We start from the raw sequence: 15,426 nt of genomic DNA on the forward strand, positions 1-15,426 counted from the left end.
CTCACTAAACATTTTCTTAGACATATTGTAATCCCCTCCGGTGCTTACTCTAGTATACAAAAAAAGATACCCACAGTCTGAACACTTTTTCAAAGTGTCCAGACTATGGGTACCAGTGTAACTAGTCATGGAGGATTATCATTTTCTGTTCCTGAGCGGAGAGGCATATCGAGATGTGGATGCCAATGTCAAAGAAGATGCCTACCTATCCCCTGAACAGCTCACCTGGTTCAAAGATAGACTAGCACTTGCCTCAACAGCGGATGCGGACAAGCCTATCTTCGTATTTCTGCATCAACCGTTGGTTCATACGCTGGGAGGCTCCGATCAAGAGCTGGGCGTTGTTCAACATGAGGAACTGCGAGCTATACTTAACCAATATCCGAATGTGGTTTTCTTCACGGGTCATACGCATTGGAACCTTGAAACAACAGAGCAGATCAAACAGCTTACGTTTCTTGCCGTAGGCAGTTCCTCTGTCAGAGAAGTATGGAACGCAAAGAATGAACCCGAGGGCAGCGCGGCTAGCCAAAGTCTGGTCGTGGACGTCTTCGCGGATCGGATTGCGATCCAAGGCCGTGAACATTCCGATAAGAAATGGCTGGGAACACCTTTTGTAAAGAAATATGGTGAGTAGGAATCGCCTGTACATTTGAAAGGGGAAACATAGAGCAGGAGGATGGTGGCAGTTAGGCTGATCAATACATACAATGGCTAAGAGCGGGAAGGGGTGTCGAACAAATGCCTGCAGTTGTTTATGGAGGTATCAAAATCAATAGTGTAAATTCCGGTTCGAATGTCCAGATCGGTGATACCGCTATTATCAGGCTATCCAGCAGTGCCAAATACTATGGGGGGGCTAATTCATTTTCTCCAGGGGACAATTTTGGATTTAATCCCCAGATCGGAAATACAAATACCATTGACCCTGATTTAATTGATAACAATAATAACAATATTGTGTAGTTAAAAAAGCCCAAGGCACTTTGCCTTAGGCTTTAGCATTTTAAGTAAACTAAACAGATGCTCTCCGCAACAAACCATAAGCCGCTGCCAAGTAGACAGCTGTCAATGGTGCCATCCACCAGAAAATTTCCAGATAGTGATGCGCTATTCCTCCCAGGATAAGATCTCCCCACAGGCTAAAGTGAGTCAAATACAAAGATACAAGTGTGCCAATGAGCAGCAGGGTCGTAAAAAAGATATATAATCCCGTACTGCCAAATCTACGGTGTATACTTGAAATCGCAAACCCCAGAAAGTACATGTTAAGCAGCAGAATCAAATAAATCCCCAGTACGCTGATCACAGAAACATCGCTAAGAAACGCAACTTTAAATAGATTCAAGCGGACTCCCCATCCATTCGTTGCTCCTTCAATAACCGACAATACGGTAAGTATTAAGGCGGACAAGCCATTGACAATGAGGGCGGTCCCAACGGTTCCGAAGAAATAATCTTTTCTGCGAATGCTGAGTCCCACAGCAAACGGGAAGGTCTCCTTCAGCGTGATCGTACCTACTACGAATGTGTAAACGAAAATGGAGGAAATCGCTCCAGTGTGCATGGTCTCCCCTAGGTTGAGCGAAGAAGCAATAATCATATTGATCAGGAAATTAGCTAGCAAAATGATCCAAGGAACATAGAACCACGTCAATTTATTTCTCAAATGAAGCTTAATGACTTGCTCGGCTCGATTCATGCGCCTTCAGTCCCCTTTCCAGCACTTGGTATACGTGTCAAATGAATGATTAACTGCTGCATCGATACGGGTGTAAATGTTAGCCCCAAAGCCTCAGCTTCCTTCCGCTCACGTTCATTCGGCGCACCTAGCAAGGTAGCCGATGCAGCTGCGCCAATCGCTGTGCGTTCCAGCACCTCTCTGCCTCTAGTGAACGAATCTACAACTGTTGCTAAGCCGGAAACCGTGCAAGCACGGCCGCGAAGGGCGTCTGCATCTTCATTGAGAATCAATTTGCCTTGATCAATTACCATGACATGCTCCAGCAACCGGCTCACTTCGTCAATCAGGTGCGTAGAGAGGATGACAGTTCTCGGGTACTCTGCGTAGTCCTCAAGCAAGCGATCATAGAAAAGTACTCTAGCTACGGCATCAAGCCCTAGGTAAGGCTCATCAAAAATGGTCAACGGCGCACGGCTAGCCAGACCCACGACGATCCCCACCGAGGAGAGCATTCCTCTGGACAGCTTTTTAATTTTTCTTTTCAAAGGCAGACGGAAATCTTCAACTAAGGCATGAGCATAGTCATCATCCCAGTTGGGATAGAGGGATTTGGCTACTTCTATGACATCAACGACACGGAACGTATCCGGATATTTCTGACTTTCCTTAATGAAACAAATCTGATTCAGCACACGGCTGTTCTCAAACGGCTCTTCGCCAAATACCTTTAACTCCCCGCTCGTCGCAAACTGCTGGGCTGAGATCATATGCATGATGGTCGTTTTCCCTGCACCATTTCGACCTAATAAACCGTAAATTTTATTCGGTTCCATGGTGAAGCTGACATGATCAACCGCTGTTATTTTCCCATAGGACTTGGTCAGCCCTTTCACTTCCACAATGTTGGCCATTACGCTTTCTCCCCTCTGCGCACCATTTCCGTTAATTGCTCCACCGTAATTCCAAGCTTCGCTGCCTCTTTCACCATCGTTACGATATATTGCTCATAGAATAGTTCTTTTCGCTTTTCCATCAGTTTCGCTCGCGCTCCTTCCGCTACAAACATGCCAATTCCGCGTTTTTTGTACAAAATTCCTTGATCAACCAGCAGGTTTACGCCTTTGGCGGCTGTCGCCGGATTAATTTGATAAAATGATGCGAACTGATTTGTTGAAGGCACCTGCGTCTCTTCCAGCATTCTTGCTTCAATAATGTCATCCTCAATTCGTTCCGCGATTTGCACGAAAATCGGGCGGCTGTCGTCCATCATGACTCCCATTTCTTCTCACCACCACATTGGTTAGTTACTCATGTAATTAACCATACAACCAACTCACTTAGATGTCAATACGCTTCGAGCAATTTGGGCCGCCTGTTCAACATAAATCTCCTTGCAACTGGGAATACCACTAGTACAATCGCCCAAAACATTCATTCGCAGGAAAGGTATATCCAACATGATCTCTTCTAAAATGCGTATCGCTTTCGTAAGCCTGATGCTTCTACTCGCTCCGAGTCAGGCTGTGAATAGTGCGGAAAATATGGAATCGTCTCAAGACACTCAAGACATGCTTCATGCGGGAATTCATGCGAAGTTCATGAAGAACACGAAGTTCAAAAATAATGCGCAACCGGTGGCAGCTCCCCTGTTTTCATTCTCCGTGTTGAGCGATGCACACATCATCGCCTCGGATACAGAGGCTCAATTGCTGCTCAGCCGTGCGCTGGCGGATCATCACGCGCTGCGCCCGAACAGCAAGCTGCTCGTGATGAACGGGGACCTCACCAATGGGAGTGAGGCCGACTATCGCAGCTTGCAGACGCTGCTCAGCAGCCAGCCCCATGCCCCTGTGCATGCGACCATGGGCAACCACGATTACTACGGCGTGTGGCGCACGCCGGAGGGTGGCATGGATACATCGAAGATGAATCCAGCCTGGTCCAGCAAACAAGCGGTCGCCTTATTCGACCGCATGTGGGGCTACGATAAGCCGTATCACGAGCTTATCGTGGAGGGCTACCGCTTCCTCTTCCTGAGCGGGGAAGCGTACCGGGACGTGAACGCCTCCTATGCGGAGAACGCGTTCCTCTCTCCCGAGCAGCTTGCTTGGCTGCGCGAGCGGTTAACGAGCGCGGGCGCGGCGGATGCCGGCAAGCCCGTGTTCGTGTTCCTGCACCAGCCGCTGCCGCAGACGCTGGATGGCACGGATCGGGAGCTGGGCGTCATCCAGCACCAGGAGCTGCGGGCGCTGCTCGATGCGCACCCGAATGTCATCTTCTTCAGTGGTCACACCCACTGGAATCTGGAAACGACCCAGCAAGTGAAGCAGCTGAAATTCCTTGCCACTTCAAGCGCCTCCATCCGTGAGGTATGGAGCAGCCAGAACGAGCCCGAGACGATGGCCATCAGCCAAAGTCTCGTGGTCGACGTCTACAAAGACCGCGTCGTCATCATGCGCCGCGAGCACTCCCGGAAGCGATGGATCGAGCCCTCCATCGCCAAAGGATACGACGTCAACTAGGCGTACAAACCAGGACACCGACAGGCCCCAGACCGGTTTCGGCTTCAACGTAAACACAAAAAAAGTAAATTTATCGCATGACGTTAAATAAGGTTGAGGGATAGGAAGCATCCTTCAACCTTTTGGTCGTTTTTAGATCTTACAGAGGTCATCCAGCTATCCGCGCACTTTAGGGCTGTTTTTCAGCCTTACGGAGATCATCTCCAGCTCCCCGCCCACTTTAGGGCTGTTTTTCGGCCTCTCAGCCAACAATTTGGGCGAGTGCGCGCATTTCTACTTCCGTAAGGCTGTTTTTCAGCCTTACGGAGATCATCTCCAGCTCCCCGCCCACTTTAGGGCTGTTTTTCGGCCTCTCAGCCACCAATTTGGGCGAGTGCGCGCATTTCTACTTCCGTAAGGCTGTTTTTCAGCCTTACGGAGATCATCTCCAGCTTTCCGCCCACTTTAGGGCTGTTTTTCGGCCTTTCAGCCACCAATTTGGGCGAGTGCGCGCATTTCTACTTCGGTAAGGCTGTTTTTCAGCCTTACCGAGGTCATCTCCAGCTTTCCGCCCACTTTAGGGCTGTTTTTCAGCCTTACAGAGGCCCATCTCCAGCTTTCCGCACACCTTAGGGCTGTTTTTCAGCCTCTCAGCCACCACTCACGGAGAATCCACCCATTCTCCTCCTATTAAGCATGTTTTCCAGCCTCATGGATATCATCTCGAGTTCCCACCACCACTCCCAGAAATCCTCACCTTTCTCCTCTCCTAAGCATGTCTTCCACCCCTACAGACATCCTCCCCAGCACTCCCCACACCTTACCGCTAAACCAAAAAACCGCCCGACAAAGCTGAATCAGCCTGTCGAGCAGTCTTTTAACAAATCCCTCTTACTCCTATACCTTAACCTTCGTGTACCGGTTTGCTGGAATCGGGACACCCAAGTTCCCGCGAAGCGTGTCGGATTCGTAGTCGGTCCGGTAGATGCCGCGTTCCTGCAGGATTGGCACCACGAGGTCTACGAAGTCGTCCAAGCCTTTGGGCAGGGCTGCTGCGATGATGAAGCCATCGGCGGCATTTTCTTCGAACCAAGCTTGAACGCGATCGGCCACTTGTTCAGCTGTTCCGGTGAACTCGGTTCTTGGCGTTGCCACATTCAGTGCGACTTGGCGCAGTGTTAGGTCTTTCTCTTTGGCATTTTGCTTGATTTTGTCGGTACCGCTGCGGAAGCTGTTGCTGCCGAAATCACCTAGTTCCGGGAATGGCTCATCGAGCGGATACTGGGAGAAGTCGTGATGTTCGAAGAAGCGGCCCAAGAAATCAAGCGCCTTGTCGATCGTAACCAGATTGGCGACTTCTTGATATTTGCGCTCCGCTTCCTCTTCCGTACGGCCGATAATCGGAGAGATTCCTGGCAGGATCACGACTTCGTCGGGATTGCGGCCTTCCGCGGCGGCTCTCTTTTTGATATCCGCATAATAGGCTTTGGCCTCTTCCATATTTTCATGTCCGGCAAAAATCGCATCGGCTACTTTGGCGGCAAATGCCCGGCCATCCTCGGAGGCTCCGGCTTGGAAAATAACCGGCTGCCCTTGTCGGGAACGAGCAATATTCAGCGGACCCTGCACGGAGAAAAACTCTCCCTTGTGATTCAAGGTGTGCAGCTTGCTAGGGTCAAAAAACACGCCGCTCTCTTTATCGCGAACGAACGCATCATCTTCCCAGGAATCCCATAGTCCGCGCGTCACTTCCAAATATTCATTCGCGATGCGATAGCGTTCAGGGTGAGAAGGATGCTGCTCTTTGCTGTAATTTTTCGCTGAGCCTTCCAGTGGAGATGTCACAATATTCCAGCCGGAACGGCCATCGCTAATCATATCAATAGACGCGAATTGCCGAGCAACTGTGAACGGTTCACTGTAGGATGTCGATAGCGTACCTACAAGTCCAATATGCGTTGTGACCGAAGCCAAGGCAGACAAGATGGTAATCGGTTCGAAACGATTGAGGAAGTGAGGAATCGATTTTTCCGTAATATACAAGCCATCCGCGATAAATACGAGATCAAATTTACCGGATTCCGCTTTCTGAGCCTGCTGTTTATAAAAGCCAAAATTCACACTTGCATCCGTAATCGCCTCCGGGTGTCTCCAGCCCGAAACATTACCGCCTACGCCATGAATGATGGCACCCAATTTCAATTGTTTTTGCTTAGCCATGGTCATCTCCGCCTTTCACAGATTAGCTGTGGTCTGCAAATGCAGCCGATAGCTTTTTACGAGTGTCTCACCTTTTCGTATATCTTTCTCATAAGCGCGTTCAAAGCCCAGTCGTTCATAGAGCTTCACCGCAGAATCCATCATATCCGAGGTATGCAAATGCAGTGTCGATGCTCCTAGCTCAACAGCACGTCTAACGTTTTCTTTAATTAGTGCCGTAGCGATGCCCCGCCCTCTGGCCCTTGGCGAAACCGCTAATAAACGGATGATCGGCGATTGGATATCGAGCTCCGGCAGCCCATAGGCCGCTTCTGAAGAAATAAATAACAGCGAGCTTCCTACGATTTCGCCATCCAATAAGGCAATAATGCGAGCGGTAGGCTTATCGCTATCGACCGAAGCGACAATATTTTCCCTATATTGCTCCCAGCCATCTGGAGGCAGCACGGACTGATATTGCCCGTATGCTTCTTCCAGAACCTTCCGAATGGCCTCCCGATCAGCCTCAGTAGCATCCCGAATTTGAATCTCTAGTGCATCCGCCATACCTAACCCCTCCTTATACCCGTGCTTCCAATTCGTTCTTAATCCGTGCAATTTGAGCCAAATGAACTTGAACATGGGCTACAAAAGACTGAACAACATCCGTTAACGCCAGTGTTTGTCCTTTGAAATTAACACCCGTTTTCTGCCAATCTTCGGCGGATAATCGCTTAAACAACAGATGGTTATAAACTAATAAAGCCTGAAAAACGGCTAAAATATCAGAAGCCGAGCCTTCATTCGCTTTGGCGCTGCTTACCCATGGATCTTGGTCAAAAGCCGGCAATTGAGCCGATGCAGCAGAAATAATTGCACGAATACGGAAGGAGACCACAATGTTATGGTCGGCCAAATGGGAGAGAACCTCCGTCACACTCCATTTCTCCGGTGCAGCTTTCCAAGTCAACTGAGCTTCATTTAACCCTTGGATAGCTTCCTGCAGTTGGTCGTGTGTATACAAATAGGCTCCTAAATCAGGGATAGGTTGACTCATTTCGATACCTCCAGTGGAATGTCCGTTGATAGCTCTTTTAATGCTTTTTCAGCCAAAACGGCAAAATAGTTAGCACTAATCGGCAAAGCTCGTTCGTCCAAATCAAAAGCCGGATGGTGCCATTCTTGTGAACCCGAGGTGCCCATGAATACGAACACGCCAGGAATTTGCTTTTGATAAAATGCGAAATCCTCGCCCGCCGGGGAAGGCACAGGTGTAATAACATTCAAGCCCGCCTCCACGGCAGCCTCGGAAGCCAGTTGCGCTAATTCGCTGTCATTGAACACCGAGGGTGGTCCTTTGACCCAGCGTACAGTCGCTTTCGTCCCATAAGCAGCAGCTACACCATGCACGACCTGCTCAAAACGCGTGATAATGAGCGATCTTACACTCTCTTCAAAAGTACGCAGCGTACCATCGAGAATGGCTTTGTCCGGAATCACATTCCAAGCGGTACCGCTGTGGATACGCGTTACACTGATGACTGCGCTCTGAAGGGAGCTGATGTTGCGGCTAATAATGGACTGGAGTGCCGTTACGATATGCGCCCCTGTTACAATGGGATCAATTCCTGCTTCAGGAACAGCGGCATGTGTGCCAAGTCCCTCGACTTCGATCACAAAACCGTCCGCAGCCGCCATTAATGGCCCTGATTTAATCCCTATCGTTCCTACCGGAAGATCGGGTTTGTTGTGCATGCCATAAATCGCCCGCACCCCACCCAGCGCTCCGCTTTTGATAACCTGCTCTGCGCCTTGCGCCTTCTCCTCCGCAGGTTGAAAGACAAAACGAACCGTGCCCTGCAGCTCGCTTTCCCGTGATTTCAGCAAAATCGCTGCGCCGAGGACAGCCGCTGTGTGGAAATCATGTCCGCAGGCGTGCATTTTTCCTGCAACCTGCGAAGCATAAGGAAGTCCTGTCTCTTCTTGAATAGGCAGCGCATCTATATCTGCGCGAATCGCAATGATCGGTCCAGCCTGCTTTCCGCCAACCTCGGCAATAACGCCCGTGCGGAGAGGGAAATCCGCAATGCGAATGCCAGCTTCCGTCAGCCAAGCGCGGATTGAAGCAGTCGTTTGGACTTCCTCGTGCGACAATTCAGGATTCTGATGCAAATGACGCCGAATCTCGATTAATTTCTGTTCAAAATCCGGCAACGTCCGTTCCGAAGCTGATATGCTCATTAAAATGCCTCCTTGGAGCCTAGACCAGTGATTCCGAGAATGCCTCGTTAAGCAGCTCGAATGAACGCAGGCGTTTGGCAAAATCCTTTACGGATGTAGTGACAATAAATTCTTCAACACCATATTTGAGCTGGATCTCCAGCAGTTTCTGACGGACGGTTTCTTTCGTACCTTTGGTAATCTCCGCTTGTTTCTCTTCTACGGTAAACTTCGCTTGTGTCTGGCGACCATATTCCTCAGCTTGCTCCAGCGTGCCTACGGTTAAGGTTTTGCCATTTTCCAAATGGATTTTGACATTCTTATACTCGCCCGCAAGCTCGATCGCTTCCTCTTCCGTATCTGCTACGATAAGGGACAGCGCCAGCAGCAGCCTTGGCTGTGTGCCTTTTGTCGTATTAAAATGCTCTCGATAAGCCTCGAACGCCGCTTCAGCTATGGCATGATCGCCATTAATGAATTGCGCGAATACATAGGGAAGACCGGCTTCCGCTGCGGATTGCGCACTTGCCACGCTGGCCCCGAGGATATAGATATCCACAGGTACTGTTGGAATTGGCGAAACGCGCAAGCCTTTCAGCGGATGGTCGTCATGCAGCTGATTATGCACGAATTGCTGCAGCTCGCTTACTTTGTCCGCCAGCGAAGCAGCTTCTGTTATCCCCTGCTGCAGCGCTTTGGTTGAGCGAGGCAGTCCGCCCGGTGCGCGGCCTACGCCAAGATCTACCCGCCCCGGTGCGAGAGAAGCCAAAACATTGAAATTCTCAGCTACCTTGTAGGGGCTGTAATGCTGCAGCATGATGCCGCCGGAGCCGATGCGAATGCGCTCTGTTTTGGCCAAAAGATGTGAGATCAATACTTCGGGCGATGAGCCCGCAACTTGCTCTGAATCATGATGCTCGGATACCCAAAAACGGTGATAATCCAATTGTTCTGCCAACTGTACAAGCTCAATCGTATGTTTAAAAGCATCCGTTGCGTTTTCTCCCGGAAAAACAACACTTTGGTCCAAAATACTAAGCTTAATCCCCATGCTCGTTCGCTCCATTCTACTATGGTTTTATATGTTATAGCTCCACTCGGGCGTAATTCGTTTCAAAAATTGTCTCGTGCGTTCTTCTTTGGCAGCGCCAAAAATCTCTTGCGGCTTGCCTTCCTCAACGATCACGCCTTCATCCATAAACACCACGTGATTGGAAACTTCACGGGCGAAGCCCATCTCATGCGTGACGACGATCATCGTAATGCCTTCCTTGGCAATCTTCTGAATGACATCAAGCACCTCGCCAACCAGCTCAGGATCGAGCGCCGACGTCGGTTCATCGAATAAAATAACCTCAGGATTCAAAGCCAACGCACGCGCAATGCCCACCCGCTGCTGCTGTCCGCCGGACAGCTGACTTGGATATGCATCCAGCTTATTGCCTAGTCCAACCTTCTCCAGCACCTTCACGCTGGTTTCCCGTGCTTTGTCTTTGGGCTGCTTCTGTACGATAACAAGCCCTTCCATCACATTCTCAAGCACTGTTTTATGCTTAAAGAGATTGTAATGCTGAAAGACCATCGCTGTTTTTTGCCGAAGTGTATGAATCTCCTGCTTGCTGGGGCGCTTGCAATTCACCGTGAAATCCCCGATTGTCACTTCGCCGTTATTCGGCTTCTCCAAGTAATTCATGCAGCGCAGAAGGGTCGTTTTGCCCGAACCACTGGGGCCAAGAATACAGACGACCTCGCCCTTTTTCACAGTTAGGTTAATGCCTTTCAATACCTCGTTTTTTCCGAATGATTTGGTGATATTGGCCATTTGAATCATGATACGCCCCCCCGGTTATACAGATTGATTCGTTTCTCCAGCAAACCTGTCGCTCTTTCGATCAGGAACGTAACTCCCCAGAACAGGGCGGCAGCTGCGATATAAGCTTCGAAAAATTTCCAGTTTGTCGTTGCGACAATTTGCGCCTTGGCATTAATTTCGACCACGGATACGGTAAAAGCCAGCGTAGAGCCATGCAGCATCCCGATCAACGTGTTGGAAAGGTTCGGCAAACTAACTGCCAGCGCTTGTGGCAGAATAACGCGCCGTAGTGCCTGCGACGTGGTCATCCCGATGGAGTAGGCGGCTTCCATTTGCCCCCGATTAATAGCCACGATCCCTGATCTCACAACCTCCGAGAGGTAAGCCCCTGCTGTGATGGAGAAGGATAGGAAGGCGAAGCCGATCATCGGAATCGAAACCGATCGGAAGCTCCAGCCCATCGCGATGGATATCGAATCCAGGATCATCGGCAATCCGAAGTAAATCAGCAGCAGATGCATAAGCATCGGTGTGCCGCGAACAAAAGTCACATAAGCTGTTGCAATGTAATGAATAAAAGGCACTCGATATAGTCGGATTAAAGCTACGGCTGTTCCGATCAAGAAACCAAAGAAGACGGAAACCACTGTAATAATCAATGTTGTAGGCAAGGCTGAAAGCAATTGAACAAAGGCGGTCCATATGAATCCAGGATCGATTTTCATGCTTGAAAGCCTCCTTTATCCGGCTGAGAAGACCAGACGCCCTTGAACCATCGACGAGAAAGCGGCTGACGCTCCTCTTTGACCAGCGGCTGCTCGTGCTGGAGCAGTCGTTTCTCAATGTAGATAAACAGCTTCTCAAGTCCAAAGCAGATAATAAAATAAATGATGGATAAGGACACGTAAGTTTCCAAAAAGTGTTGTGTAGCAGCCCCTAATGTCTGCGCTTTGCCCATTAGCTCCATAGCCCCAAGCGAGAAAGCCAGCGAAGTATCCTTCAAGTTAGCGATCAGCAGGTTCGTAAAGTTAGGAAGCGAAATAGCGAGCGCCTGCGGCATCACAATCCGGGTAAAAGCTTGGTAGCCTGTCATGCCGACGGAGTAAGCGCCCTCGACCTGGCCCTTGTCTACAGCCTTGACTGCTGCCCTGATCACTTCGGAGATATAGGCTCCTGAGTGAAGGGCGAACGTCAGGATGACGAATGTCAGCACCGGTGCTTTGGAGACATCCACGTGGATCGCTTTTAACATTTCGGGGAGCCCGTAATAGATTAGAAACAGCTGAATCAGAATGGGCGTCCCGCGGAAGAAGGATACGTAGATCTGGGATAACCGCTGAACAACAGGTATTTTATACAGCCGGGGCAATGCAATGAGAAATCCAAAGATAATCCCGAGCAGCATCGAGCAAGCCACAATGAATAAAGTGATGTTGATATAGGAGAGTAATTTGGGAAGAAACTCGAATACATAGGTGATCTCGAATTGGTTGGCCATGACGGCGATCTCACCCTTCCTTTATACGTTGGATAATCGCTTATTTGGTATCTTCTTTTTTCGTAAAATCTCCGCCCAGCCATTGAACACTCAGCTTCGAAAGCGTGCCATCAGCCTTGATAGCCTTCAGTGCAGCATCGATTTTATCAGCCAGCTCTTGCCCGTCTTTATCATTTTTGCGGAATAAGAAACGAACCTCGGCTTCTTCAATAATTGGACCAATTGCCTTAAGTTTACTTTGAGGATCAACTAGCGGAAGCAAGAAATCCGCGCCAAGCGCGCCATCCGCACGTCCCGACGTCAGCTGACTCACTAAGTCGTTCGCTGCGCCGCTTTGATAAACAATTTTGATCGCATTATCATGCGCTTTATTGTAATTCTCCAGCAGCGTTGCTTCAGCACTCGTTGCCGTAGTTAAAGCCTTCTTCCCTTTCAAATCATCAATCGATTTAACCGTTGTGTTATCTTTGGCTACGATGACTTTGGTTTTCCAATAGGCATAAGGCTCATTATTGAAAAGATATTTCTGCTCTCTCTCCTTGTTTTTCTCAATTTCATGTGCGACGAAGTCGACTTTATTCGTTTCCAAGCTGAGCAGCAGGTTGGCGAAATCCATCGTTTTAAACTCAAATTCGTATTCCGGCAGACGTTTATCCAATTCTTTGACTAATTCAATATCGTAACCAGTGAGTTTACCGTCTTTATCCAGAAAGGCTACGTTAGGGAACTGTGTTCCTGTGCCTACGATGATTTTCTTCACTTTCACAGGCGCAGCCGTCGCTGCCGTGCTTGCAGCAGGTGCTTTCGGGGAAGCGTCCGCCGCCGTGCTTTTGGAACCGCAGCCCGCAACCACCAGAGCTAAAGTTAATGTGGATACTGCAAGTGTAGTAAATCGTTTCATGATGAACCCCTCCATATGATCTCTCTTTTATTTTAATGTTAATAATTCCTACCTGTTAAGTATGAATTAAAGCTATGCTTTTAATTTATCATCAAGTTCACGAACTGGATAATAGAGTTTTTCTATATGCATATTCAAAAGTCAAATATGATCTCGAATGCTCTGGGCAATCCCCTTGCAGAGATCCAATGCACTGTTGAAAAATATTGCGTTCTCCCCATTCAGAGCGATCATATTCGTCTGAAGGGAAATGCCTGCTGTCTGCGGAAATTCGATAGGAAACAGCTTATTTTCCCTTACTTCCTGCGCTACGCATAAACTGGGCAGAAACGCGATTCCTACGCCTTGAAGCACTAATTTCTTCGCCGTCTCCAAATTATCGGTCTGGAATTCAATGTTCGGCGGCCGGCTCATACTGGCAAATAATCGGTGAATTCGCATCCAGTCCAGTGAACCACACTCGAAAAAAACCAAAGGATATTCACCTATATCATCGATGGAAACCGTCTTATCAATAAACGGATGATCTTTATAGACATATAGACGTATTGGGTCTTCATAGGCTTTGGCCGAAAGAAGATTGGGGTGGCTTATGTTGCGCACAAAGCCTAGATCCAGCTCGCGATTCAGCACTTTATTCACGATATCTTCGGAAACCGCCGTGCTGAGCTTGTAGTTGACATCCGGATATTTGTACTTCATTTTTGGAATAATCGTTGGAATGACATAGTTGGAAACAGAGACCGTACAGCCGACGCGCAGCTCATTGGGCAATGTTCTTTTCTGTTTTAGTTGAATTTTGCTCTTCTGAAAGGTTTGCAAAAGCTCCTGGGCATAGGGCAGAAACTTTTTCCCGTCATCCGTCAAGGAAATCTGCTTTCCTATACGATCGAACATTCGGCAATCCAGCTCGCGTTCAAGTGATTGTATGCGCGCGGTAACTGATGGCTGCGATAAGAACAACACTTCTGCCGCCTTATTAAAGCTGCCATAGTGGATCACATAGATGAATGCTTCAATATTCTCGATGTTCAACGTTAGGCCCCCTTTTGTGAAGATTCATTTAATTTTAATAATTCCGATAAACAAACTTGGTTTTAGGTTGTTATTACTATAGTTCATCTCCTAATAGCTGTCAATGATAAAAAAAAGCCGACCGACTTCCCCTCAAGTAGAGGATCCGCCAGCCGACTTTCGCTTTATTTTATAACAATTAGTTCGTTGTTGTGGATGTCGTAGAGGATGCTGCAGACGGAGCATCTGCGTTTTTGCCGAATTTACCCTCTGGACGTTTATGATCAGTGCCTTTTTGCTCCACTTGCTTCTTGATGCTGTCTGTCATGCCATCTTTAATTTTACTGATCAAATCATCTTCACTGATCCCTTTAGCTGCTGCAATATCAGCAATAGATTTGCCCGCTTCCAGCTCTGTTCTCAGCTCATCCTGTGTAACACCGAGAATTGTCGTCAACAGTTCAGGGTTTCCGAATTGCCCGCCTGGGCCTCCGTGACCGCCGCCTCTTCCTTCTGGACCGCCCTCAGGACGAGTGCTTTCCACTTGTTTGGTGATGCGTTCGGATAGACCGGACAACATTTTGTCAGCCTGATCTTGCGTCAGTTTGCCAGCCGTCACCTCAGCGTTGATGGAAGTCGTCTCTGCTGCTGCCAGCTTAGCTACATAGTCCGCTTCAGTAATCCCTTTCTCCACTGCAAAAGCTGCCAGAGTTTTACCGGATTTCACCGCATCCTGCACCACACTTTGTTCCACACCAAGGATCGTTGCTGTTTGCTCTACCAAATTGCTGCCGTGACCTTTGCCGCCGCGATCTCCGCCTGGGAACTGGCCTTGCCCCTTACCAGCGAAGCCGCCTCCGAAGCCCTTGCCTTCGATTTGCTTAGTCAATTGATCAGAAAGACCACTGATGATTTTATCTGCTTGCTCTTGGGTCAATTTACCTGCGGTTACCTCAGCTGTGATCGAAGCCGTTTCTGCTGCGACTAGCTTGGCTAGATAATCAGTTTGCGCCAGTCCCTTTTCCTCTGCAAAGGCAGCTAAGGTTTTGTCAGCTTTCAACGCTTCTTGAACTGCACTTTCCTCAACCCCAAGGATCGTCGCCGTTTCTTTCACGACATTGTTTCCACGGAAGCCGCCGCGGTTCCCAAAATCTCCACGCCCTTTGCCTGGACCTGCTTTTTGCGTCGTCGCGCTCTTCGTCGTACCTGTTACCGTATCTGCAAATGCCTGATTATGTAGGGCGCCAACAAAACCAACTCCGAGTACAAAAGAAGCTACCAATGAACCTGTAAGAATTTTTCTGCCGATGTTTTTCATAATTTGTTTCCACCTTTTCCTTTATTATTTTGTTTGTTTCTTCCTTACAAAACCAAGTATAGCCCCCTTACCTGAAACCCATCTGAGTGTAAACTGAAGGTTCGTTGAGAAGTTTCTGAGGGTTGGCTGAAAATGGTAGGACTGTTGGGGCGTGGATGGATGAGGGGCGAAGGACGAAGGGCGAAGGGCGAAGGACGAAGGGCGAAGGGCGGAGGACGAAGGGCGAAGGACGAAGGACGAAGGACGATGGGCGGAGGACGATGGGCGGAGGACGAAGG

Annotated in this window: 17 protein-coding genes; 3 read left to right on the plus strand and 14 right to left on the minus strand. The window is 48.9% G+C overall.

The window, feature by feature from the left end:
• Positions 1-127 precede the first annotated feature (127 nt).
• A complete protein-coding gene (locus HQN90_RS35510) occupies positions 128-637 on the plus strand; it encodes a metallophosphoesterase family protein (protein ID WP_173227569.1) in 510 nt (169 codons plus the stop codon).
• Positions 638-741: 104 nt separating this feature from the next.
• The gene (locus HQN90_RS35515) at positions 742-966 is read left to right on the plus strand and encodes a spore germination protein (RefSeq protein ID WP_173227570.1); all 225 of its coding nucleotides are present in this window, start codon (positions 742-744) and stop codon (positions 964-966) included.
• 49 nt (positions 967-1,015) lie between these two features.
• On the opposite strand, the gene HQN90_RS35520 is transcribed toward HQN90_RS35515, so the two are convergent.
• The 3 genes from HQN90_RS35520 to HQN90_RS35530 are packed head-to-tail and all read right to left on the minus strand — an operon-like array spanning position 1,016 to position 2,963.
• Positions 1,016-1,702 carry a hypothetical protein gene (locus HQN90_RS35520; RefSeq protein WP_173227571.1) on the minus strand — a complete coding sequence of 229 codons (687 nt, stop codon included), beginning with the start codon at positions 1,700-1,702 and terminating at the stop codon, positions 1,016-1,018.
• On the minus strand, positions 1,699-2,595 hold the full coding sequence (locus tag HQN90_RS35525; RefSeq protein ID WP_173227572.1) for an ABC transporter ATP-binding protein: 897 nt from the start codon (positions 2,593-2,595) through the stop codon (positions 1,699-1,701). The genes HQN90_RS35520 and HQN90_RS35525 overlap by 4 nt, the downstream gene beginning before the upstream one ends.
• Entirely contained in the window at positions 2,595-2,963 is a 369-nt protein-coding gene (locus tag HQN90_RS35530) for a GntR family transcriptional regulator (protein WP_079410860.1), read from the minus strand. Before HQN90_RS35530 ends, HQN90_RS35525 begins: the two co-directional genes overlap by 1 nt.
• Before the next feature lie 178 nt (positions 2,964-3,141).
• On the opposite strand from HQN90_RS35530, the gene HQN90_RS35535 reads away from it, so the two are divergent.
• Positions 3,142-4,206 carry a metallophosphoesterase family protein gene (locus tag HQN90_RS35535; protein ID WP_173227573.1) on the plus strand — a complete coding sequence of 355 codons (1,065 nt, stop codon included), beginning with the start codon at positions 3,142-3,144 and terminating at the stop codon, positions 4,204-4,206.
• Between the two features lie 876 nt (positions 4,207-5,082).
• Here the strand turns inward: HQN90_RS35535 and HQN90_RS35540 are convergent.
• From HQN90_RS35540 to HQN90_RS35590, 11 genes are all read right to left on the minus strand, one after another.
• Positions 5,083-6,405: an LLM class flavin-dependent oxidoreductase gene (locus HQN90_RS35540; protein ID WP_173227574.1), complete on the minus strand. Its 1,323-nt coding sequence runs from the start codon at positions 6,403-6,405 to the stop codon at positions 5,083-5,085.
• A 15-nt stretch (positions 6,406-6,420) separates the two neighbouring features.
• A complete protein-coding gene (locus HQN90_RS35545) occupies positions 6,421-6,951 on the minus strand; it encodes a GNAT family N-acetyltransferase (protein ID WP_173227575.1) in 531 nt (176 codons plus the stop codon).
• A gap of 13 nt (positions 6,952-6,964) precedes the next feature.
• A complete protein-coding gene (locus HQN90_RS35550) occupies positions 6,965-7,441 on the minus strand; it encodes a DinB family protein (RefSeq protein WP_173227576.1) in 477 nt (158 codons plus the stop codon).
• Positions 7,438-8,625 carry a M20 peptidase aminoacylase family protein gene (locus HQN90_RS35555; RefSeq protein ID WP_173227577.1) on the minus strand — a complete coding sequence of 396 codons (1,188 nt, stop codon included), beginning with the start codon at positions 8,623-8,625 and terminating at the stop codon, positions 7,438-7,440. Before HQN90_RS35555 ends, HQN90_RS35550 begins: the two co-directional genes overlap by 4 nt.
• Positions 8,626-8,644: 19 nt before the next feature.
• A complete protein-coding gene (locus tag HQN90_RS35560) occupies positions 8,645-9,655 on the minus strand; it encodes an LLM class flavin-dependent oxidoreductase (RefSeq protein ID WP_173227578.1) in 1,011 nt (336 codons plus the stop codon).
• Between the two features lie 27 nt (positions 9,656-9,682).
• Positions 9,683-10,435, minus strand: a complete 753-nt coding sequence (locus HQN90_RS35565; RefSeq protein WP_079410875.1) for an amino acid ABC transporter ATP-binding protein — start codon at positions 10,433-10,435, stop codon at positions 9,683-9,685.
• Positions 10,432-11,142, minus strand: coding sequence for an amino acid ABC transporter permease (locus HQN90_RS35570; RefSeq protein ID WP_173227579.1), 711 nt, complete (start codon positions 11,140-11,142; stop codon positions 10,432-10,434). Before HQN90_RS35570 ends, HQN90_RS35565 begins: the two co-directional genes overlap by 4 nt.
• Positions 11,139-11,915, minus strand: a complete 777-nt coding sequence (locus HQN90_RS35575; RefSeq protein WP_173227580.1) for an amino acid ABC transporter permease — start codon at positions 11,913-11,915, stop codon at positions 11,139-11,141. Before HQN90_RS35575 ends, HQN90_RS35570 begins: the two co-directional genes overlap by 4 nt.
• 40 nt (positions 11,916-11,955) lie before the next feature.
• The gene (locus HQN90_RS35580) at positions 11,956-12,816 is read right to left on the minus strand and encodes a transporter substrate-binding domain-containing protein (protein ID WP_173227581.1); all 861 of its coding nucleotides are present in this window, start codon (positions 12,814-12,816) and stop codon (positions 11,956-11,958) included.
• Positions 12,817-12,957: 141 nt separating this feature from the next.
• Positions 12,958-13,851 (minus strand): LysR family transcriptional regulator, encoded by an 894-nt coding sequence (locus HQN90_RS35585; RefSeq protein WP_173227582.1) that lies wholly within the window; start codon positions 13,849-13,851, stop codon positions 12,958-12,960.
• A gap of 178 nt (positions 13,852-14,029) precedes the next feature.
• On the minus strand, positions 14,030-15,148 hold the full coding sequence (locus HQN90_RS35590) for a hypothetical protein (RefSeq protein WP_173227583.1): 1,119 nt from the start codon (positions 15,146-15,148) through the stop codon (positions 14,030-14,032).
• Positions 15,149-15,426: the final 278 nt, after the last annotated feature.

Origin of the sequence: Paenibacillus alba (assembly GCF_013204855.1) — a bacterium.
GTDB classification, from domain to species: domain Bacteria; phylum Bacillota; class Bacilli; order Paenibacillales; family NBRC-103111; genus Paenibacillus_E; species Paenibacillus_E alba.

What these genes read in the sequence shown, in the direction of transcription:
- HQN90_RS35550 (WP_173227576.1), bottom strand. Translation starts at nt 7,441, where the DNA reads ATGAGTCAACCTATCCCTGATTTAGGAGCCTATTTGTATACACACGAC.
- HQN90_RS35575 (WP_173227580.1), bottom strand. Translation starts at nt 11,915, where the DNA reads ATGGCCAACCAATTCGAGATCACCTATGTATTCGAGTTTCTTCCCAAA.
- HQN90_RS35590 (WP_173227583.1), bottom strand. Translation starts at nt 15,148, where the DNA reads ATGAAAAACATCGGCAGAAAAATTCTTACAGGTTCATTGGTAGCTTCT.
- HQN90_RS35555 (WP_173227577.1), bottom strand. Translation starts at nt 8,625, where the DNA reads ATGAGCATATCAGCTTCGGAACGGACGTTGCCGGATTTTGAACAGAAA.
- HQN90_RS35545 (WP_173227575.1), bottom strand. Translation starts at nt 6,951, where the DNA reads ATGGCGGATGCACTAGAGATTCAAATTCGGGATGCTACTGAGGCTGAT.
- HQN90_RS35520 (WP_173227571.1), bottom strand. Translation starts at nt 1,702, where the DNA reads ATGAATCGAGCCGAGCAAGTCATTAAGCTTCATTTGAGAAATAAATTG.
- HQN90_RS35565 (WP_079410875.1), bottom strand. Translation starts at nt 10,435, where the DNA reads ATGATTCAAATGGCCAATATCACCAAATCATTCGGAAAAAACGAGGTA.
- HQN90_RS35580 (WP_173227581.1), bottom strand. Translation starts at nt 12,816, where the DNA reads ATGAAACGATTTACTACACTTGCAGTATCCACATTAACTTTAGCTCTG.
- HQN90_RS35530 (WP_079410860.1), bottom strand. Translation starts at nt 2,963, where the DNA reads ATGGGAGTCATGATGGACGACAGCCGCCCGATTTTCGTGCAAATCGCG.
- HQN90_RS35540 (WP_173227574.1), bottom strand. Translation starts at nt 6,405, where the DNA reads ATGGCTAAGCAAAAACAATTGAAATTGGGTGCCATCATTCATGGCGTA.
- HQN90_RS35515 (WP_173227570.1), top strand. Translation starts at nt 742, where the DNA reads ATGCCTGCAGTTGTTTATGGAGGTATCAAAATCAATAGTGTAAATTCC.
- HQN90_RS35560 (WP_173227578.1), bottom strand. Translation starts at nt 9,655, where the DNA reads ATGGGGATTAAGCTTAGTATTTTGGACCAAAGTGTTGTTTTTCCGGGA.
- HQN90_RS35535 (WP_173227573.1), top strand. Translation starts at nt 3,142, where the DNA reads ATGATCTCTTCTAAAATGCGTATCGCTTTCGTAAGCCTGATGCTTCTA.
- HQN90_RS35510 (WP_173227569.1), top strand. Translation starts at nt 128, where the DNA reads ATGGAGGATTATCATTTTCTGTTCCTGAGCGGAGAGGCATATCGAGAT.
- HQN90_RS35525 (WP_173227572.1), bottom strand. Translation starts at nt 2,595, where the DNA reads ATGGCCAACATTGTGGAAGTGAAAGGGCTGACCAAGTCCTATGGGAAA.
- HQN90_RS35570 (WP_173227579.1), bottom strand. Translation starts at nt 11,142, where the DNA reads ATGAAAATCGATCCTGGATTCATATGGACCGCCTTTGTTCAATTGCTT.